At 55.0% G+C, this 19,123-nt stretch carries 17 protein-coding genes; 9 read left to right on the forward strand and 8 right to left on the reverse strand.

Features of this window, described 5'->3' with window-relative positions; genetic code table 11:
- Positions 1-78: 78 nt before the first annotated feature.
- Together AC559G_RS00635 and rbsK are read right to left on the reverse strand one after the other, a co-directional pair.
- Positions 79-1,002: a dihydrodipicolinate synthase family protein gene (locus AC559G_RS00635; RefSeq protein WP_498910489.1), complete on the reverse strand. Its 924-nt coding sequence runs from the start codon at positions 1,000-1,002 to the stop codon at positions 79-81.
- 50 nt (positions 1,003-1,052) lie between these two features.
- Positions 1,053-2,264: a PfkB family carbohydrate kinase gene (rbsK, locus tag AC559G_RS00640; protein ID WP_498910491.1), complete on the reverse strand. Its 1,212-nt coding sequence runs from the start codon at positions 2,262-2,264 to the stop codon at positions 1,053-1,055.
- Between the two features lie 295 nt (positions 2,265-2,559).
- Here rbsK and glpG point away from each other — a divergent pair, with 295 nt between their 5' ends.
- Positions 2,560-3,396: a rhomboid family intramembrane serine protease GlpG gene (glpG, locus tag AC559G_RS00645; protein WP_462614736.1), complete on the forward strand. Its 837-nt coding sequence runs from the start codon at positions 2,560-2,562 to the stop codon at positions 3,394-3,396.
- Between the two features lie 59 nt (positions 3,397-3,455).
- Positions 3,456-4,214 (forward strand): DeoR/GlpR family transcriptional regulator, encoded by a 759-nt coding sequence (locus AC559G_RS00650; RefSeq protein ID WP_095846680.1) that lies wholly within the window; start codon positions 3,456-3,458, stop codon positions 4,212-4,214.
- Between the two features lie 39 nt (positions 4,215-4,253).
- On the opposite strand, the gene rsmJ is transcribed toward AC559G_RS00650, so the two are convergent.
- From rsmJ to AC559G_RS00665, 3 genes are all read right to left on the reverse strand, one after another.
- Entirely contained in the window at positions 4,254-5,000 is a 747-nt protein-coding gene (rsmJ, locus tag AC559G_RS00655) for a 16S rRNA (guanine(1516)-N(2))-methyltransferase RsmJ (RefSeq protein ID WP_416261227.1), read from the reverse strand.
- An 8-nt stretch (positions 5,001-5,008) separates the two neighbouring features.
- Complete coding sequence (gene prlC / locus AC559G_RS00660; RefSeq protein ID WP_498910494.1) at positions 5,009-7,051, reverse strand: M3 family metallopeptidase; 2,043 nt, start codon at positions 7,049-7,051, stop codon at positions 5,009-5,011.
- A 115-nt stretch (positions 7,052-7,166) separates the two neighbouring features.
- A complete protein-coding gene (locus tag AC559G_RS00665) occupies positions 7,167-7,631 on the reverse strand; it encodes an HIT family protein (RefSeq protein ID WP_438596985.1) in 465 nt (154 codons plus the stop codon).
- Between the two features lie 121 nt (positions 7,632-7,752).
- Between AC559G_RS00665 and AC559G_RS00670 the strand changes: the two genes are divergently transcribed.
- The 5 genes from AC559G_RS00670 (at position 7,753) to AC559G_RS00690 (ending at position 13,650) form a co-directional block, all read left to right on the forward strand.
- Positions 7,753-8,595, forward strand: coding sequence for a 23S rRNA (adenine(2030)-N(6))-methyltransferase RlmJ (locus AC559G_RS00670; RefSeq protein WP_438596984.1), 843 nt, complete (start codon positions 7,753-7,755; stop codon positions 8,593-8,595).
- 159 nt (positions 8,596-8,754) lie between these two features.
- Positions 8,755-10,107, forward strand: coding sequence for a glutathione-disulfide reductase (gene gorA / locus AC559G_RS00675; protein WP_462614737.1), 1,353 nt, complete (start codon positions 8,755-8,757; stop codon positions 10,105-10,107).
- A 227-nt stretch (positions 10,108-10,334) separates the two neighbouring features.
- Positions 10,335-11,378, forward strand: a complete 1,044-nt coding sequence (locus AC559G_RS00680) for a glycosyltransferase family 9 protein (protein WP_498910497.1) — start codon at positions 10,335-10,337, stop codon at positions 11,376-11,378.
- A complete protein-coding gene (locus AC559G_RS00685) occupies positions 11,378-11,872 on the forward strand; it encodes a putative pterin-binding protein (RefSeq protein ID WP_279025427.1) in 495 nt (164 codons plus the stop codon). The genes AC559G_RS00680 and AC559G_RS00685 overlap by 1 nt, the downstream gene beginning before the upstream one ends.
- Entirely contained in the window at positions 11,869-13,650 is a 1,782-nt protein-coding gene (locus tag AC559G_RS00690) for an ATP-binding response regulator (protein WP_498910499.1), read from the forward strand. Before AC559G_RS00685 ends, AC559G_RS00690 begins: the two co-directional genes overlap by 4 nt.
- On the opposite strand, the gene AC559G_RS00695 is transcribed toward AC559G_RS00690, so the two are convergent.
- Both AC559G_RS00695 and AC559G_RS00700 read right to left on the reverse strand, forming a co-directional pair.
- Positions 13,640-14,494, reverse strand: a complete 855-nt coding sequence (locus AC559G_RS00695; protein ID WP_498910501.1) for a helix-turn-helix domain-containing protein — start codon at positions 14,492-14,494, stop codon at positions 13,640-13,642. The two genes, AC559G_RS00690 and AC559G_RS00695, sit on opposite strands and share 11 nt — an antisense overlap.
- A 453-nt stretch (positions 14,495-14,947) precedes the next feature.
- Positions 14,948-15,490 (reverse strand): TetR/AcrR family transcriptional regulator, encoded by a 543-nt coding sequence (locus tag AC559G_RS00700; protein WP_498910546.1) that lies wholly within the window; start codon positions 15,488-15,490, stop codon positions 14,948-14,950.
- Between the two features lie 384 nt (positions 15,491-15,874).
- Here AC559G_RS00700 and AC559G_RS00705 point away from each other — a divergent pair, with 384 nt between their 5' ends.
- Positions 15,875-17,092 carry a Tm-1-like ATP-binding domain-containing protein gene (locus AC559G_RS00705; RefSeq protein WP_498910503.1) on the forward strand — a complete coding sequence of 406 codons (1,218 nt, stop codon included), beginning with the start codon at positions 15,875-15,877 and terminating at the stop codon, positions 17,090-17,092.
- A gap of 65 nt (positions 17,093-17,157) precedes the next feature.
- On the opposite strand, the gene spy is transcribed toward AC559G_RS00705, so the two are convergent.
- Positions 17,158-17,652, reverse strand: coding sequence for an ATP-independent periplasmic protein-refolding chaperone (gene spy, locus AC559G_RS00710; protein ID WP_498910505.1), 495 nt, complete (start codon positions 17,650-17,652; stop codon positions 17,158-17,160).
- 372 nt (positions 17,653-18,024) lie between these two features.
- Between spy and yhjD the strand changes: the two genes are divergently transcribed.
- On the forward strand, positions 18,025-19,032 hold the full coding sequence (yhjD, locus tag AC559G_RS00715; protein ID WP_498910507.1) for a YhjD family protein: 1,008 nt from the start codon (positions 18,025-18,027) through the stop codon (positions 19,030-19,032).
- Positions 19,033-19,123: the final 91 nt, after the last annotated feature.

A 19,123-nucleotide genomic window follows, 5' to 3' on the forward strand; every position in this document is an offset into this window, starting at 1 on the left:
TGCCCCGTATAGTGGTTGTTTTAGCGGGTTTAGGTACAAAAGTGGGGTTTGCAGCGGGGCGCAACGCCCCGCAATGGCTTAGCCAGCCACCTTCTTCTGGTAAAACGCCGTGCCGGTGTGGATTTGTTCCAGCAGCACGCCGAGCCCCCAGAATTTTTCCAGCACGTTGTCTTTATTCACCCGGCAAAATTCGCTGCTAAAGGTGCCAAGACGCTGGTGATAGATTTTGGCGTTCTTCGGGTAACCCAGAGTTTCGGTCACCGCCGCCAGCGACAGGAAGATGGACAGCTCCTGTGCGAGCGCCGGTTGCTTCGCTCCGTGGTGATACAGCCAGTGGTAGAGCTCTGGGTGGAAATTGGTGAACACGCCGCTAAAACCTTTAGAACCGGCCTGCATGGCCGGATAGGCGATGGCGGCATTGGCGTTGATGATGTTCAACGGCGTGCCGGCAACCAGTTTTACCCGGCGGGTGACGGTCGGCAGATCGCAACTGACGTCCTTCAGTACCACAAAGCGGCCACTGTTGGCGCAATAGGTCAGCTCTTCGTCGGTCAACAGGCGGCGATAGGGCGCCGGGCATTCATACAGCCCCAGCGGCATCTCGGCCGGCAGCGCCGCCAGCAGTTGTTCCAGCGTGCTGAAAAACGCCGCGCTGCCCTGTTGTTTGGGATCGAGGTGGTTGGTCACCAGCACCAGCGCATCGATGCCGGTTTGCGCCATCGCCTGCAGTTCTTCAACCTGCTGGCCCAGCTCATCGCTGATATGGCCGGAGGCGATCACCGGCACACGGCCATCCACCTGTTGCACCACAAAACGCGCCAGTTCAACGCGCTCCGCCAGGCTGAGGTATTGCATCTCGCTTGACTGGCACACCGCAAACAGCGCATCGACGCCGCGCGCAAGATACCAGTCGATCAGCCGCGCCAGGCCGGGGTAATCAATCTCGTTTTGTTCGGTGAACGGCGTTAACATCACAGGAACAATGCCATCAATGCTTTTCATTTATCACTCCTCGCGCCGCATCTGCGGCTACTCTTATCGGGTGTATCGGATTAGCGCTGGCTCAAGCGAACCACCACCTGTTCGTGTTGCGGCATGTTGGAAGCGCCCTCTCGCTCAACCGCCAAAGAGGCAAACGCCGCGGCGTAAGTCGCCGCCTGAACCAGCGTTTGCCCGCTCGCCACGGCTGCCGCCAGGGCGCCGTTGAACGCATCGCCCGCACCGGTGGTATCAACGCTCAATGCCGGGAACGCCGGAATATGCTGGAACTGGCCGCCGTCCAGGATCAGCGCCCCGCGCGATCCCATGGTGATAATCACCCGCCGGGCTCCCAGCCCAATGATGCGCAGCGCCGCTTCTTTGGCGCTGGCCAAATCCGTTACTTCAATACCGGAAAGCAAAGAGGCTTCGGTTTCATTCGGGGTAATCACGTCGACAAATTCCAGGCTCTGCAACGCATCGCTGGAATAAGGGGCGGGGTTTAGAATGACTTTTATTCCCAACGCATTAGCCAGCTTCATGGCATTTAGCGTGGCATCAAAATTATTTTCCAACTGCAGCAGCAAAACGTCGGCATTCGACAACTCCGGGGTAATTGCCGCTACTTCTTCATCGGTAATAGTTTTATTGGCGCCGGAATAAATGGCAATCATATTTTCGCCATCCTGCTGCGACACATAAATAATCGCGTTACCGGTGGGTTCGGTTTCCGACTGATATAAATTAAAGGAATGTATTTCTGATGAAGAAAGATGATCAAAAGCGAATTGGCTGAACTGATCCTTGCCCACCTTCGACACAAAATGCACGCAGGCGCCGGCGCGGCTGGCCGCGGTGGCCTGATTAGCCCCTTTGCCGCCAGGGCCAAGCGTGCTACCCAGCGCCAGCAAAGACTCGCCGCCGCGAGGGAAACGGGCCACCTTCGCCACGATATCGACATTAAACGAACCTAATATACACACCTTAGCCTGCATTTTTTTTCCCCTGCCTTTTTCCGGCGTTTTCTTTCTCTGGTTTTCCAGGCGTTTTAATAACACTTCGAAATTCCCGCCAGTTTCAGTAATTAATTTGGCCTGGAGGCTGCGGCGAATCACAATCGCGCCGCCGTAGCAACGCTGCGCGAATCCCTGCCGGGTTAATTCATTTAAATCACTGCGAATAGTCTCTTTGGACACGGCAAACGCCGTGGATAAATATGCCACGCTAACGCGCTCATATTTATCCAAATATTCCAAGATCTTATTGCGTCGTTCTTCAAGAAACATAATCACCTCAGCACCTGTTTTTGAGAGTACGGGAGCGCCTGTGGCTAAAAAGTGACTGGGATCATATGTTGCGGGGCAAAACGGAAGTAAACAGAAATCACGGTAAGAATCGCAATTCGCTTGGTTTTGAGGAGTGGCTCACATTTTCTTAAGCGACCAAACGGCTGGGCTGCCGGCGGCTCGCATAGGTTTTTTTCAATCCTTTGCCTGTGTTCAGGATTTCGACGTTATAATCAGCCGTTATCTCCGCCGCTGATAACCGGCGGCCAAAATCATTCAATTAGACGGAAAAGCTATGGTTCGCGTGATCGCCGTTTCCAATCCACGCCTGGCGCAGGCCTTCATTGATTATATGGCGACCCAGGGTATTCAATTAACGGCACGCCACACCGAAGAAGCGGCGGAAATCTGGCTGGAGGATGAAGCCCGGCTGGAACAGGTGCAGCACGAGCTGCAACAGTTCCTGCACGATCCGCTCAACCGCCGCTACCAGGCCGCCAGTTGGCAAACCGGCACCACCGATGCCGGCCTGCATTATCAGCGCGCCTCTTATTGGCAGATCATCCGCAGCAAGGCCGGCCCGCTGACGCTCAGCGTGATGGCGCTGTGCATCCTGGTATATATCCTGATGCAGATCATGGGCGCAGACAATGTGATGTACTGGCTCTCCTGGCCGCAGAACAGCAGCCAATATTCGCAGCTGTGGCGCTGGGTCAGCCACGCCTTCCTGCACTTTTCACTGCTGCACATTGTCTTCAACCTGATGTGGTGGTGGTATCTTGGCGGCCCATTGGAAAAGCGCCTTGGCGCCGGCAAGCTATTCGTCCTGGCTGTGGTATCCGCATTTTTCAGCGGCTGGGCGCAGTCTCTGTTCAGCGGCGCCCTGTTCGGCGGCCTTTCCGGCGTGGTCTATGCGCTGATGGGCTACGTGTGGCTCAGCGGCGAACGCGCCCCAGAACGCGGCCTGATGCTGCCGCGTGGCCTGATGGCCTTTGCCGCCCTGTGGCTGGTTGCCGGCTATTTCGATATTTTAGGCATGTCGATCGCCAACGCAGCACACGTGGCCGGTTTAGTGTTAGGGTTAATGATGGCATATTGGGACACGCGTCATCGTGCGCACAGCGGACAATAACAGTCACGGCCATACCCGCGGCTATGGGCATGGCTTGGCGTATAAGGTAGAGGAATATCGTGAAGCAAACACAGCGTCATGACGCAATTATTGAGCTGGTGCGGCAACAAGGATATGTCAGTACCGAGGAGCTGGTCGAACATTTTGCCGTCAGCCCGCAGACCATCCGCCGCGATCTCAACGATCTGGCCGATCAGAACAAAATCCAGCGCCACCACGGCGGCGCCGCTCTGCCCTCCAGCTCGGTGAACGCCGCCTATCACGACCGCAAGGTGATGTGGTCGGAAGAGAAAGCGCGCATCGCCCAGCGCGTCGCCAGCCAGATCCCCGATGGCGCCACGCTGTTTATCGATATCGGCACCACGCCCGAAGCGGTGGCCCATGCGCTGATGAATCACAAGAACCTGCGCGTGGTGACCAATAACCTTAACGTCGCTACGCTACTGACCGCCAAAGAGGATTTCCGGCTGATCCTGGCCGGGGGCGAAGTACGCACCCGCGACGGCGGCATCATGGGCGAAGCCACGCTGGATTTCATCTCCCAGTTCCGTCTTGACTATGGCATTCTCGGCATCAGCGGTATTGATATGGACGGTTCGCTGCTCGAATTCGATTATCACGAAGTGCGCACCAAGCGCGCGATTATCGAAAACTCACGCTGCGTGATGCTAGTGACCGACCATTCCAAGTTTGGCCGCAATGCGATGGTGAACCTTGGCAATATGAACCTGATTGATTACCTGTTTACCGATCAGTTGCCGCCACCCAGCGTGATGAAAATCATCGAGCAGTACGATGTGCAACTGGAACTGTGCTGATACGCCCACGCCTTCTGATGTGCGCGAGGGCGAACGCACCTACAGCGGCATATATATATCGAAACGGTGGTTTTTGGTCAGGGTTGCGGCATGCGCCGCCACGTTAGCCAGCGGTGGCGCATAGTCCGGGCGCTTTACCACAATGCGCTTGGTCGCCAGGCGGCGCGCCGGCTCCAGCAGGCCGTCGGCATCATCGTCGCTGCCCACCAGCGACTGAAACACCCGCATTTCTTTCTTCACCAGCGCGCTTTTCTGCCGGTGCGGATACATAGGATCGAGATACACCACCTCCGGGCGCGGTTCAATCTGCGCCAGCGCCGTCAGGCTGGAGGCGTGCAGCAGCGACATGCGCTCGCGCAGCCAGGGGCCGATATCCGCATCCTGATAGCCACGCTGCAAGCCATCGTCCAGCAACGCGGCCACGACAGGGTTGCGTTCCAGCATGCGCACGCGGCAACCCAGCGCCGCCAGCACATACGCATCGCGCCCCAGGCCGGCGGTCGCATCCACCACGTCCGGCAGATAGCTGCCCTTGATGCCTACGGCTTTGGCCACCGCCTCGCCGCGGCCGCCGCCAAAACGCCGACGGTGCGCCATGGCGCCCGACACGAAATCGACGTAAATCGCCCCTAGCTTTGGCTCGTCGCGCTTGCGCAGTTCCAGCCGCTCGGGGGTTAACACCAGAGCCATTAGCGCATCATCATCGGAAACGAGCCGCCAACGCTCAGCCAAAATAGACAAGGCGCCGGGATCGGCGCCTGCTTCACACAATAAACACACGCTCACGTGTTTGGTTACCCTTTGATACCGTAATGGCGCAGCATAGCATCCAGCTGCGGTTCGCGGCCACGGAAGCGTTTGAACAGATCCATCGGCGCTTCCGAACCCCCACGCGACAGGATGTTATCAAGGAACGACTTCCCGGTTTCCGGGTTAAAGATGCCCTCTTCCTCAAAGCGTGAGAAAGCGTCTGCCGACAGCACTTCCGCCCACAGATAGCTGTAATAGCCCGCCGCATAACCGCCAGCAAAGATATGGCTGAAGGCATGCGGGAAGCGGTTCCAGCTTGGCGATGGCACCACGGCGACCATTTTCTTCACTTCCGCCAGCGTTGGCAGCACCTGCGCGCCTTTTTCCGGGCTGTATTCCACGTGCATACGGAAATCGAACAGGCCGAACTCCAACTGACGCAGGATGAACATTGCCGCCTGGTAATTTTTCGCCTCCAGCAGCTTATCGAGCAGCGCTTTCGGCAACGGCTCACCGGTCTGATAGTGGCCAGAGATAAACGCCAGCGCTTCCGGCTCCCAGCACCAGTTTTCCATAAACTGGCTCGGCAGCTCCACCGCATCCCATGGCACCCCGCTGATACCGGCAACGCCGGCGGTGTCGATCTGGGTCAGCATATGGTGCAAACCATGGCCGAACTCATGGAACAGCGTGGTCACTTCATTGTGGGTGAACAGCGCAGGCTTGTCGCCCAACGGGCGGTTGAAGTTACACACCAGGAAGGCCACCGGCTTTTGCAGTTCGCCATTGGCTTTACGCAGGCTGCAGACGCAATCGTCCATCCAGGCGCCGCCGCGTTTGTGTTCGCGGGCGTACAGATCCAGATAGAAACTGCCGCGCAGTTCGTCGCTGGCGTCGAACAGATCGAAGAAGCGCACCTCTGGATGCCAGGTGTCCACATCCTTGCGCTCTTTGGCGGTGATGCCATAAATACGCTTCACCACCTCAAACAACCCTTCCACTACGCGCTGTTCCGGGAAATAGGGGCGCAGTTGCTCATCGCTGATCGAGAACAGATGCTGTTTCTGTTTTTCGCTGTAGTAGGCGATATCCCACGGCGCCAACGTTTCCACGCCGTAATTCTCTTCGGCGAAGGCGCGCAACTGCGCCAGCTCTTGTTCGGCCTGTGGGCGCGCACGTTTGGCCAGATCGGTCAGGAAGCCGATCACCTGCTCTGGGCTTTCCGCCATTTTGGTCGCCAGCGATTTGTGCGCATAGGAGGCAAAACCCAGCAGTTGCGCCTGTTCGTGACGCAGCGCCAGCTTTTCCGCCATCACTTCGCTGTTGTCCCATTTGCCGGCGTTCGGCCCCTGATCGGAAGCACGGGTGCTGAACGCGCGATACATTTCTTCACGCAGCGCCGGATTATCGGCATAGGTCATTACCGGCAGATAGCTCGGCATATCCAGCGTCAGCAGCCAGCCTTCCTGCTCTTTGGCCTGCGCCATGGCTTGCGCCGCCGCCAACGCGCTTTCCGGCAGACCGCTCAGCTCGTCCACATTGGTAATCAGCTTGCTCCAGCCCATGGTGGCATCCAGCACGTTATTGCTGAACGTTGAGCTTAGCTCAGACAGACGCGCGGAAATTTCGCCGTAGCGTTTCTGTTTTTCTGGGGAAAGGCCGATACCGGACAGCTCAAAATCACGCAGCGCATTTTCCACCGCTTTGCGCTGCGCAACGCTCAATTGCTGGAAACCTTCCCCTTCCTTAAGGCTGCAATAGGCCTGGTACAGCCCGGCATGCTGACCAACCCAGGTGCCATATTCCGACAGCAGCGGCAGCGCCTGCTCATAGGCCGAACGCAGCTCCGGGCTGTTCTTGACGGCATTCAGGTGGCCAATCGGCGACCAGATACGCGACAGGCGATCGTCCACCTCCGCCAGCGGTTGGCAAAGGTTATCCCAGGTAAATGGCCCCGGCTGCGCGACCACACGTTCCACCGTGGCACGGCAATCAGCCAATGCTGACTGCACTGCAGGCACAATGTGTTCAGGGCGAATGGCGGAAAACGGCGGTAGGGAAAATGGGGTCAGCAACGGATTTGTCATAGAGCAGTCCTGAAGTTGGGGCCCGGGATAAATACCCGGCCTTAAAATGCGTTTGAATAACTAACATGGAGGCAAGCTGCTTGAAAATCAATGGCTGGCGTTGATAGTTCGTGCCTTAGGCGCTGCCCACTTGACGGATCCTGGCCGCCAGCGCGGCCAAATGCCGATCGTCGGCACGGTTGGCATCATGGGAAGACAGATAGCCTTCGTAACGATCAAAAAACTTTTCCGAATGCGATTCTATCGGCTGCCATTTATCCAGTTCCGCAGTGCCGTGCATCGGGATCAGTTTGGCATGGACATGATCGACGCCGAAACCTTCAAACACCATGCCGCAGCGCCCCACATCATCAAATGCGCGATCGAGCAATTGGGCAACCTGTTTGGTCGCCAATATAAGTTGGCCCAGCGCTTCATCCGGCAGGGCGAAAGCATAGCTTGGGTAGTGTGCTTTCGGGATCACCACCGTGAAGCCTTCGGTATTCGGGTAAATCGACAGGAACGCCAGATGATTATCGTCTTGCCAAATGGTGTGGCATGGCGCCCGCCCCGCCACCATTTCACAAAATATGCAGCTCATTGCCCCTCCTTGCCGTCACGGCGATGCATTTCACTTTTTCTGACCTGAACAGTTTATACTGTCCCGGTATTGCACCTTTTTAATCCCGCTCCGGTAGGAGCACAAGGAATTACCAAACGCCATGCTTAGTTACCGCCACAGTTTTCACGCCGGCAACCATGCCGATGTGCTCAAGCACACCGTGCAAAGCCTGATCATTGAATCATTGAAAGAAAAAGAAAAACCCTTCCTGTACCTGGATACCCATTCCGGCGCCGGGCGTTACCAACTGAGCGGGGAACACGCCGAGCGCACCGGGGAATACCTGGAAGGCATCGGCCAACTTTGGCAACGTGACGATCTGCCGCAGGAACTGGCGGCCTACATGAGCGTGGTGCACAATTTCAACCGTAGCGGCCAACTACGCTACTATCCCGGCTCACCGCTGATTGCCCGCCAACTGCTGCGCCCACAGGACAAAATCCACCTGACGGAGCTACACCCGAGCGATTATCCGCTGTTGCGCGGTGAGTTCCAGAAGGATGAACGCGCCAAAGTGCTCCGCGCCGACGGGTATCAGCAACTCAAATCGCAGTTGCCGCCCCCTTCGCGCCGCGGCCTCATCCTGATGGATCCGCCGTATGAAATGAAGACCGATTACCAGGACGTGGTCAAAGGCATACAGGAAGGCTATAAGCGTTTTGCTACCGGCACCTATGCACTGTGGTACCCGGTCGTCCTGCGCCAGCAGATCAAGCGCATGCTCAAGGAACTGGAAGCGACCGGGATCCGCCGCATCCTGCAAATTGAATTGGCAGTCAAACCCGACAGCGATCACCGCGGTATGACCGCCTCCGGCATGATCGTGATTAACCCGCCATGGAAGCTGGAGCAACAGATGAATAACGTGCTGCCCTGGCTGCACAAGGCGCTGGTCCCCACCGGGATCGGCCATCATCTGGTGCATTGGGTAGTGCCGGAATGATTCCCGCCAGGCCCGGCAACCCAGTTGCCTGGGCCGCCACGGCGTCTGCGGCGCATTCCGCCGCAACCTATTACAATCATTGATGCAATCTTTGCGACAAACGGCGCTCAGGCGTTAAACTCTTAGCCTCTTCAAATAACACAACGCATGGAACCCCAAATGACGAAACATTACGATTATCTTGCAATTGGCGGCGGCAGCGGTGGGATCGCATCGATCAACCGGGCAGCCATGTATGGCCAGAAATGCGCGCTGATCGAAGCTAAAGAACTGGGTGGTACTTGCGTCAATGTGGGCTGTGTTCCCAAGAAAGTTATGTGGCACGCGGCGCAGATCGCCGAGGCCATCCACCAGTACGGGCCGGACTATGGCTTCGACACCACGGTTAACGCGTTTAACTGGAAAACGCTTATCGCCAACCGCAGTGCTTATATTGACCGCATCCATAACTCTTATGACAACGTGCTGGGCAAAAATAAGGTTGACGTCATTAAAGGGTTCGCCCGCTTTGTCGATGCGCATACAGTAGAAGTGAACGGCGAGAAGATCACCGCCGATCACATTCTGATCGCCACCGGCGGGCGCCCAAGCCACCCCGACATTCCCGGTGCCGAATACGGTATCGATTCCGACGGTTTCTTCGCGCTGGATGACATGCCAAAGCGCGTTGCCATTATCGGCGCAGGCTACATTGCGGTAGAGATTGCCGGCGTGCTGAACGCGCTGGGCGCAGAGACCCATTTGTTTGTGCGCAAACACGCGCCGCTGCGCACTTTTGACCCGCTGATTGTCGACACATTGGTGGAAGTGATGAACACCGAAGGGCCGAATCTGCACACCGAATCCACGCCGAAGGCCATCACCAAGAATGCCGACGGCAGCCTGACGCTGCAGTTAGAAAACGGCCAAACTTTCACCGTCGACAGCCTGATTTGGGCCATCGGCCGTGAGCCGGCAACCGACAACCTGAACCTGGGCGTAACCGGGGTAAAAACCAACGACAAAGGCTATATCGAAGTCGATAAATTCCAGAACACCAACGTGCAAGGCATTTACGCCGTGGGCGACAACACCGGTGCGGTGGAGCTGACGCCCGTGGCCGTTGCGGCAGGCCGCCGCCTGTCCGAACGTCTGTTCAACAACAAACCCGATGAGCATCTGGACTACAGCAACATTCCGACCGTGGTCTTCAGCCACCCGCCGATCGGCACCATCGGCCTGACCGAACCACAGGCAAAAGAAAAATACGGTGACGATCAGGTGAAGGTTTACACCTCTTCGTTCACCGCCATGTATACCGCAGTCACCCAGCACCGCCAGCCGTGCCGGATGAAACTGGTTTGCGTGGGTAAAGACGAAAAAGTCGTTGGCCTGCACGGTATCGGCTTCGGGATGGATGAGATCCTGCAGGGCTTTGCCGTGGCGGTGAAAATGGGTGCCACCAAGAAAGACTTCGACAACACCGTCGCCATCCACCCAACGGCTTCGGAAGAGTTCGTTACCATGCGCTAAACGCCGGTGGCTTGAACGCCGGGCCCCGGCGTTCAAGTTTCTGAAGCATTCAATAGGCCTCACATGAGCCGCGCTAATGAAACCGCACTATTTTTATTAAAATTTCATCAACGCTTGCTGACTACGGGGCCTGCTTCTCACCTGCATAATCCGTTATTATCTGCCATCCTTTTCTTATTAAAAAAATAGATCCCTTACCTCCGCCTCTATTAGCAACGGGAATAAAAATGGTTGTGTTAACAAAGGATGAAGTGCTGTACCACCAGGGGAGCCTGCTGACGCCGGAAGGCCAGATTGTGGCTTCCTACGATATTGAACAACAAAACACTTTTTCCAGCGATTATTACAGCCTGGCAGGCCGGGAAGGCATTTTGAATGCCGCCATGGCGCCTTTCCAGATTGACTATCGCGAGGTGGCGCAGGTACACATTATTAACGGCATGGGCGTGACATTGGGCGATTCCATCATCGGCCTGACCGCCGTAGAAGCGCTGCGCACGATCAACCCGCAGTTACGCAGCCTGATTTACCGGCCGGGGCGATCGCCCCACTATGTCGACACGCTATACCACCTGGCCGCCGGCGTGGTGGCTGAGATGCGCTGGCTGCCCTGGCCGCTGGCCCGCCTGCCGCGGCGGGAACTGCGTATTGATGCCGGCAACCAGCTGTTCTGGCCCGCGTTCACGGCACTGCCCATGATCGATTTTTTCCTGCAGGCGCTAGGCGTTGATCCCACCGCCGTGCCCCAGGAAGCGAAAACCAACCGCTGGCTGCAGCAGCTTTGTCTGCCCAACCTGCCGGCGCATGAACAATACCCGCAATACGTGTTGTTTTGCCCAATGGCGAGTACGCCGCTACGCAGCATCCCGGCCATCATACATAGCCGCCTGGTTGACTGGCTTTGGGAAACATTCCGCTGCCCGGTATTGGGCTTTGGCGTGGTTAATCACCCGCACTACACCAATATTCAGGCGCTGTCGCCGGACACCGCCAGTTTTCTTGCCTGGGTGAAGCAAGCCCGGTACGTACTAACCGCAGATACCGCTGCCGTACACATCGCCGCAGGGTATGATGTACCGACTACTGCCTTTTTCACATCAATTGCGCCGCAACTGCGGGTGCGGGATTATGCACATTGCCGGCCAGTATGGCTGGATATTCCGGCAATCAGTAATGTGCAGGCCAGCGCTCGCCCACAGGATCTGGCGCTGGTCGGGCAGGCTTACAACAATGTCGATCTGGCTGCTTTGCCTATTGCGGAGAAATTCTGATGATAATGCCCCTGTTAAAGCGCGTGATGTTTGCCCTATTGGCTTTGGTGATGATCCAATCCAGCGCTTATAGCTTTACCCTGGAAGTCAGCGGGAAAATTAAAAATACCAACGACGATACCCATACCCGTTATATTTTTACCGATAAACAGTTGTATGCCATGCCGGTAAGCAGCATTATTACGTCGACATCATGGACGCCGAAGAAAAACTTTGAAGGTGTATTACTGTCGCAAATTTTGGAAACCGTCGGTGCCGAAGGCAGTACGATGACTTTCTATGCTCTGAACGATTATACCATCGATGTGCCGGTTTCCGACGTTGCCAAATATCAAATGATACTGGCTTACAGAATGGATGGTATTCCACTGCAAGTGAAAAACTTTGGCCCGCTGTTCTTGATTTATCCGCGTGACAGCGGCGACACAGAGCTCAACTCACCGCTGTATAACTCGCGTTTTATCTGGCAGATCAACAGGGTTGTGATTAAATGATATTTCTATTGTTTAAAAACCGCGGCAAATTGGTAATCCCGGCTATTTTCGCCATGCTGTTTCTGCTCGCTTCCACAGTCACGCTATATTACTACAGCGCCACCCTGTCGAAAAAAGGGCTGTATGCGGTCGCCGGTACGCAGGAAAACTATTCCTGGGCAACGGCCAAATTCGCCATCAAACTGGCAGAGTTTGAAACGCTGATTGAGCAACAAAAACATATCGAGCAGCCCAATACGGATGAGATCCGGATGAAATTCGACATCCTGTATTCGCGTTTCTTTGTATTGGAGGCCCCTTCAGAATCCACGGCGCCATTATATAACGAGCCAGGCTACCCGGAAGTTATTGATAAAATACGGTTTGAAATCAGCAATATTGAGCAGCTGGTTTCCGGCGCGCAAATTGATTTGCCGCGCGTCTCTCAGGCCATGCACCAGCTAAAACCGCTGGCGATCGAAATGGCGAACCTGGCGGATCACGCAGAGGTAAAACAGCGTACCGATGCCTATCAGGACTTTATCGGCAAGCGCATGATCATTTTCTATGGCTTGGCGATTATCATGTTCTCGGTGATTGCCCTGATCGCCATTACGCTGATCGTTATCCGCCAGCAGCGCCAAACCATCAGCCAACAGTCAAAAGCCATTCTGGCGGAACAGAAGGCCATTCGTACCAAGAATGCGTTCCTGGGCGCCATCGGCCACGAACTGCGCACGTCGCTGCAGAGCATCATGTCGGCCATTGATGTTCTAACCCATACGCGCCTTTCTGCCGAGCACACAGACACCTTCCAACGTCTGGAAACGGCCGCACAACAGATTGAAAGCCAAATGCGCGATCTGACTGACTACGCCCGCCTCGATAGCGGCATGATGGAGTTGCGCATCGTTTCCTTCAACGCCCAAAAGCTGATTGAGGAAACCGCCGGCGAGATCGCGGTATTGGCGCAAAAAGACGGTGTGCGGTTAACCACCGAGATGGAGTTCACCCATACGCAAATCTATTCCGATCCGCTACGCATCCAACAGATTGTCACCAACCTGCTGACCAATGCCTTTAAATACACCGATAACGGCACCATTTCGCTATTTAGCTGTTTGCGCCGGCAGCCGAGCGGCAGCGCATTGATTATCGAAGTGACCGATACCGGCATCGGCATTGAAAAGAAAATGTTGAACCAGATATTTGAGCCTTTTACCCAGATTGATCAGTCACATACCCGCCAACACAGTGGCGTTGGCATGGGGCTGGCGATTGTTCACGGCCTGGTGGAATTGCTCAACGGCACCATCACGGTGTACAGCGAAGTGAATAAGGGCACCACCTTTATTATCAGCATCCCGGTGGAGATTAATGAAGAGCCGGAGGCGCCACAAACGCCAGCGGCAAACGAAAGCACGCTGAAAAAACAGCAATATATCCTGGTGGTGGATGACAACAAAGCGGCTGGCGATGCATTCAGCTCGCTGCTGGGCAAGCTAGGGTATGAACATGAGCTGTGCGATTCACCGGAGCGTGCGCTGCAAAAGCTGCTGCGCAAACCCTATGACGCCTTGCTGTTGGATCTGCAGATGCCGGGCCTGGACGGCGCCGCTGTCGCGAAGCACTTGCGCAGCCAGCGCGGGCCGAACCGGGATATCCCGATTATTGGCATCAGCGCCTATACACCGGAACTGTTGCCTGTGGAACAGCGAGCCATGTTTGACGACTACCTGATGAAGCCCGTTCGGCTCAACGCGCTGTCTATAACGTTAACCGCACTGTTTACAGATTAAAACAGCGCTGCAATGCGGCTTCAATGACATGGAGCCGCACCGGTTTCTCATAGGGGCCCAACACGTCATAATCGCGCATTGCCCTGGCGATTTCCGACTCCCGCAGATCGGTGCCCAGTTGGCCGGTCAGCACCAGCACCGGCGCATCTGGGTTATCAGAGGCGCGAATCGCCCCAATGCATTGCTCGGCCGTTTCCTGCCCGATCAACCAATCAACCACGTAGCCATCAAACAACCCTTTGCTCAGCGCTTCGCAAAAGCTCTCCACATCGTAAAACGCCAGCGCGTTGAACCCTTGGGCGTTCAAATACTTGGTCAGTTCATCGGCCACCTGGCGCGAATCATCAAGCACCGCAATGCTCAGCCGGTCGTCTTCCGTGGCTGAAGGCCTGATCTCAATCAGTTCCACGCTGTAGCGTTTCCCGGTGGGCTTCTCTTGCGCACGATAAATAAACCAGCGTTCATCCTGCTGTAATGCCACAAACTCTGACGAACGCGCGCCAGAAAGTTCATGGCCGATATAGGCTTCGCAGGGGATGTCCACGCCGCCCACGGAAAAGATGGCATCACATGCCATAGCCTGCGGCAATGTGGCGTCGTGTTCAGCGCTAAGATCAACAATCGCCGCCGCCGGTTCGCCCAGCGCCGCAGCCACCCCGTTGATTTGTTCCAACGTCCATGGGCTTTGCCCTTTCAGCTTGCGATGCGCATGCGAAAAACTCAGCGCTAAAATACGGCTAAGTTCCTTGGCATGCTGGCGCTTGCCGATCCCATGGTGCAAAAAGAGTTCCCTTACCCGGTTCGCTATCGACTGTGAATCGAATTTTTGGTGATTGTTACCCATTGGTCCCTTCGATTATCCTGATTTATCAGTCGCTTTGACGCTTCACTGCATAAAAATGCTATCCAAAACTGGTATAGCATGCAACCTTACACTTAAACATTGCTTGACATACCATGTTGTATAGTAAAACATGGTATCAAAAGCTACACACAGCAGCACACAATAAAAATAATAGTCAATGACTTTACCGAATAACCATAACAACACCAGGGATACTCATCTTCGGTTGCAGACTTTTAAAACAGTAGTTGCCAAATAAGCTGCAATTTCCCCGAAGTGAGATCATTAACGCTAGTCGCGTATCCGGCCGGTGCCTGTAAAAGGCCCGGTTTTTTTATTCTCTTCGCCCCCAAAATTTCATCAGGCCAGGCGCTTTTCTGCCGAAGCGGGGATAGCGATGGGGAATGTGGCTCGCCGTCATTTACCCTGAACAGGGCACGGTGGCACCAGAGGTTAACCCTCCTGGCGCGCCTTTTCGTCTTCGTTTGCCTGGCGCAATATCGCTTTCGCCATCCATTGCGTCACATCTTGAATGGCTGCGAGATCCAGGCCCCAGATATCTTTCAGCACCAGGAAAACCTCCGAACCATAAATTAATGAAAAAGCGTGGATCACGCGCTGCAGCGAATCGGGCGATAGCTTGCCATCCAGCGGCTCCACGGCCATTTTCAGCAGGCGTTTACGGTTGCCCCGGACAAATTTCTCGCCCGGCGTCGCATTCGCCCACTGCTGTAAGGAAAGCTGCAGGGCCGCGCGCAGGGCGCCTTCATGCTGCTCCATTTGCGGATAGGCAAACGCCAACAGCTGTTGGATACGCTTGAGAGCATCGTCGTCCTGCGGTTGCCATTCAAGGATTGGCCCCAGGCTTTCCACCACCACGGCGGCAATCAGGGCGCTTTGGGTAGGAAAATAACGGTAGGCGGTAGCACGGGAAACCTGCGCATGCGCCGCCAGTTCAGTCACTGAAGGGAATTTGCCATCGTCATAAAGCGCCATGGCGCTGGCCAACAATAGATTACGGGTTTTAGCACGAGTGTGCGTCAAAGACGTCTCCGACGTAACAGGAAATACGGATATTGGCACGGCAACCTCAAAAATTTCGTCACATCGTCCGGCCCCGGAACAGACATGATAAGCGCTCTTGCCGGGTAAAATACTAGCTTCCCGGCCGCAAGAAAAAGCATGTTTATGCTATGCGTGAGACGATAGTCTCACTTTGTGTTAAATTTAACTTGCATAAATGAGATTACAGTCTCATTATGTACACAAAATCATCGGCTGTGCCATATTGTCCAACACCAGGGTTCCAAACCTTACTATAGCTTTATCACTAGAAAAATTTGTTCGGATATTTACCGAACGTCGTTTCAGGAACAGGCGATGATGAATATCCCGGCTTTTGTCTATATTGCTACCACAGCAGATACCAAAGGACAAGAGTTGGACTATGTGCGTAGCCTGATTGCCAGCTTTGGTTTATCCCCCCTTACGATTGATCTTTCCACTCTCGGCGCATCGCACGATCAAACCGATATCTCCGCACTGGACGTTGCCCGCTACCACCCCAATGGCCCAGAGGCAGTATTCTGCGCCCATCGTGGCCAGGCCACTGCGGCAATGGCGGTGGCCTTCGAACGTTTTATCCTGACACGCACAGATATTGCCGCATTGCTTGGCCTGGGCGGCTCAAGCGGCACCGCCATGATCACGCCGGCGATGCAGCAGCTTCCCATTGGTTTGCCAAAACTTATGGTTTCCAGCATGGCCGCCGGCGATATCTCTGGCTACATCGGCGCCAGTGATATCAGCATGATGTATTCCGTGACGGATATCGCCGGCCTGAACCGTATTTCACGGAAGGTGCTGGGCAATGCCGCCCGCCAGATTGCCGGCGCCGTACGATTCTCTGGCGCTGACGATAGCGGCTGCAAGCCGGCCACCGGGTTGACCATGTTCGGCGTCACCACGCCCTGCATCAAAGCGATCACCCGTGCCATTGAGCCGCAATGGGATTGCCTGGTGTTCCACGCCACCGGCAGCGGCGGCCGGGCAATGGAGAAATTGATCGACAGCCACCTGCTGGATGTGGTGCTTGATCTGACCACCACAGAGGTCTGCGACTATCTGTTTGATGGCGTGCTGGCCTGCAATGAAGACCGCTTCGGCGCCATTGCTCGCACCAAAGTGCCCTGCGTGATGTCCTGCGGCGCACTGGACATGATTAACTTCGGCTCGCCCAAAACCGTTCCAGCCCGCTATGCCAACCGCCAATTTTACCATCACAACGCGCAGGTGACGCTAATGCGCACCACGCCGGAAGAAAATGCCCATATGGGCCGTTGGATTGGCGAAAAGCTCAATGCCTGTGAGGGGGAAGTCCGCTTTATCATACCGGAAGGGGGAATTTCCGCGCTGGATGCCCCCGGGCAGCCCTTCTGGGATCCGGCCGCGTTATCCGCGTTCATCCGCGCCCTGGAAAGCACGCTGCAGCCTACGGCAACACGGCGCATCGTCAAAGTGCCTTACCATATCAACGATCCGGGCTTTGCTCTGGCCATCATCGAACAGTTTCGGCTGATTGCACCTATTGCCAAATGATATTGGCAGACATAAAAAAAGCCCGATAAGCATCGGGCCTTGTAACGGATTAACACATGGAGAACTTACTCTTCAGGAGTGTGATGTTCCTGCATTTTTTTCATGTGTTCTTCCATTTTCTTTTCATGCTTCTGGTAGTTCTCGTTGTATTGCTTTTTCTGCTCAGGGGTCAGCAGGTTATACACTTTATTTTCGGCTTTAACGCGTGCCAGCATACGTTCGGCCTGGGCCTTGCTGAAAGCATCAATTTGTTCTTTGGCTTTTGCTTCATCAAAGCTGTCGGCAGCAACCAGGTTATGCAGCGCCTGGCGATCATTTCTACCGGCAAAGCCGTCTTTCGGGTGCGATTCTTTCATAATATCGCGAATTTGCTGGCGCTGTTGTTCCGTCAGGTTCAAACCGGCAAATGGGCCGCCTTTCTTATCAGGGCCTTTGTGATGATGCATCATTTTTGTGGGTGGTGCATCCGGCGCGCTTGCAGAGGTATCCGCTGCAAATGCCATAGAAGCAGAACCCAGTGCCAAAGTCGAAGCAACAAATAAAGCGGTCAGTTTACGCATAATAAATTCCTTAAAAATTATTGTTCGTTATAAGCGCTGAAAACTTACAGGCTTATCGTGTCATCGGGGATAATAATAAGCTAATTAACTTATAGTAATGCGTGGGAGTGTAAACTTTTTAAAAATCAAAAGGGTATTAATTGAAAAATATGTAAGAATTGTGGAGATAGCGTTTAGCATGTGGAAAGTTTAATTTCAGATGGCAGGAATAAGTTAAAAACGGGAGGCCCTTCACACATCTTTATTTTTATTTAAACACGTCATAAGGCAACAACCCCTTAATCGTACACCAAGCGTTCCCCCAAACCATGGCCAGATTTGGCTATAATCAGCGCTGAGACATTCGCTTATCATTAAGGAAATCACAACGTAATGCCTACAGGATCAGATAAAGAACCCCAGCAGCCCCAGGGAGCGGCAGCCCAAAAAACGCCGCTTGCCATTAAAACCGGCAATCACAATATTGATAAGGGCATCAGCGGCACTGTCCGCCTGGTGGAGCGGATCAAAGCCTGGCCAAGCGTCGCCCATATGCTGCGTGCAACGAATCGGTTTAACGATCGCTTGGGCAGCCAGTTCGGCGCGGCGATTACCTACTTCTCTTTCCTGTCGCTCATTCCGATTCTGATGGTGTCATTCGCCGCGGTGGGTTTTGTGCTGGCTTCCAACCCCGATCTGCTCGCCAGCCTGATTAACCGGATAGTCAACAGCATCAGCGATCCTGCGCTGGCCAGTACGCTGAAAAACACCGTCAACACGGCCATCCAGCAGCGCACCACCGTCGGCTTAACCGGGTTAGCGCTGGCGCTTTATTCCGGCGTCAGTTGGATGGGTAACCTGCGCGAAGCCATCCGGGCACAGTCCCGCGATGTCTGGGAGCGCAATCCGCAGGATCAGGAGAAAATTTACTTCCGCTATACCCGGGACTTTATCTCGCTCACCGGCCTGGTGGTTGCACTGATTGTTACCCTCTCGCTGACTTCTATCGCGGGCGCTGCCCAGGCCGCCATCGTGCAGGCGTTGGGGCTGGACGACATAGAATGGCTACGCCCGGCGATGACGCTGATCGCGATGGCCATTTCCATCTTTGCCAACTATCTCCTGTTCCTGTGGATTTTCTGGATGCTGCCGCGCCATAAACCAAAGAAAAAGGCGTTGCTGCGCGGCACGCTCCTGGCGGCGATAGGTTTTGAAGTGATCAAATTCATCATGACCATGACACTGCCCCAACTGGCGAAGTCCCCTTCGGGCGCCGCGTTTGGTTCAGTGATTGGCCTGATGGCTTTTTTCTACTTCTTCGCCCGTTTGACGCTGTTTTGCGCCGCCTGGATCGCCACGGCGCAATATAAGGAAGACGAACCCCTGCCGCCCCGCCGTTAAGCGCGATGCAATCATGCCGGTCATAACCTTATGATCGGCATTTTATTCTAGAAAATCGATTCCAAATCAGCATATAACCCCAAAACATAAA

This window comes from Gibbsiella greigii (genome assembly GCF_039540155.1).
Lineage (GTDB): Bacteria > Pseudomonadota > Gammaproteobacteria > Enterobacterales > Enterobacteriaceae > Gibbsiella > Gibbsiella quercinecans.

Bases quoted from the DNA above. Each gene is read 5' to 3' on its own strand.
- AC559G_RS00635 (WP_498910489.1), bottom strand. From the start codon at position 1,002: ATGAAAAGCATTGATGGCATTGTTCCTGTGATGTTAACGCCGTTCACC.
- rbsK (WP_498910491.1), bottom strand. From the start codon at position 2,264: ATGTTTCTTGAAGAACGACGCAATAAGATCTTGGAATATTTGGATAAA.
- glpG (WP_462614736.1), top strand. From the start codon at position 2,560: ATGGTTCGCGTGATCGCCGTTTCCAATCCACGCCTGGCGCAGGCCTTC.
- prlC (WP_498910494.1), bottom strand. From the start codon at position 7,051: ATGACAAATCCGTTGCTGACCCCATTTTCCCTACCGCCGTTTTCCGCC.
- AC559G_RS00665 (WP_438596985.1), bottom strand. From the start codon at position 7,631: ATGAGCTGCATATTTTGTGAAATGGTGGCGGGGCGGGCGCCATGCCAC.
- AC559G_RS00670 (WP_438596984.1), top strand. From the start codon at position 7,753: ATGCTTAGTTACCGCCACAGTTTTCACGCCGGCAACCATGCCGATGTG.
- gorA (WP_462614737.1), top strand. From the start codon at position 8,755: ATGACGAAACATTACGATTATCTTGCAATTGGCGGCGGCAGCGGTGGG.
- AC559G_RS00680 (WP_498910497.1), top strand. From the start codon at position 10,335: ATGGTTGTGTTAACAAAGGATGAAGTGCTGTACCACCAGGGGAGCCTG.
- AC559G_RS00685 (WP_279025427.1), top strand. From the start codon at position 11,378: ATGATAATGCCCCTGTTAAAGCGCGTGATGTTTGCCCTATTGGCTTTG.
- AC559G_RS00690 (WP_498910499.1), top strand. From the start codon at position 11,869: ATGATATTTCTATTGTTTAAAAACCGCGGCAAATTGGTAATCCCGGCT.
- AC559G_RS00695 (WP_498910501.1), bottom strand. From the start codon at position 14,494: ATGGGTAACAATCACCAAAAATTCGATTCACAGTCGATAGCGAACCGG.
- AC559G_RS00700 (WP_498910546.1), bottom strand. From the start codon at position 15,490: ATGGCGCTTTATGACGATGGCAAATTCCCTTCAGTGACTGAACTGGCG.
- AC559G_RS00705 (WP_498910503.1), top strand. From the start codon at position 15,875: ATGATGAATATCCCGGCTTTTGTCTATATTGCTACCACAGCAGATACC.
- spy (WP_498910505.1), bottom strand. From the start codon at position 17,652: ATGCGTAAACTGACCGCTTTATTTGTTGCTTCGACTTTGGCACTGGGT.
- yhjD (WP_498910507.1), top strand. From the start codon at position 18,025: ATGCCTACAGGATCAGATAAAGAACCCCAGCAGCCCCAGGGAGCGGCA.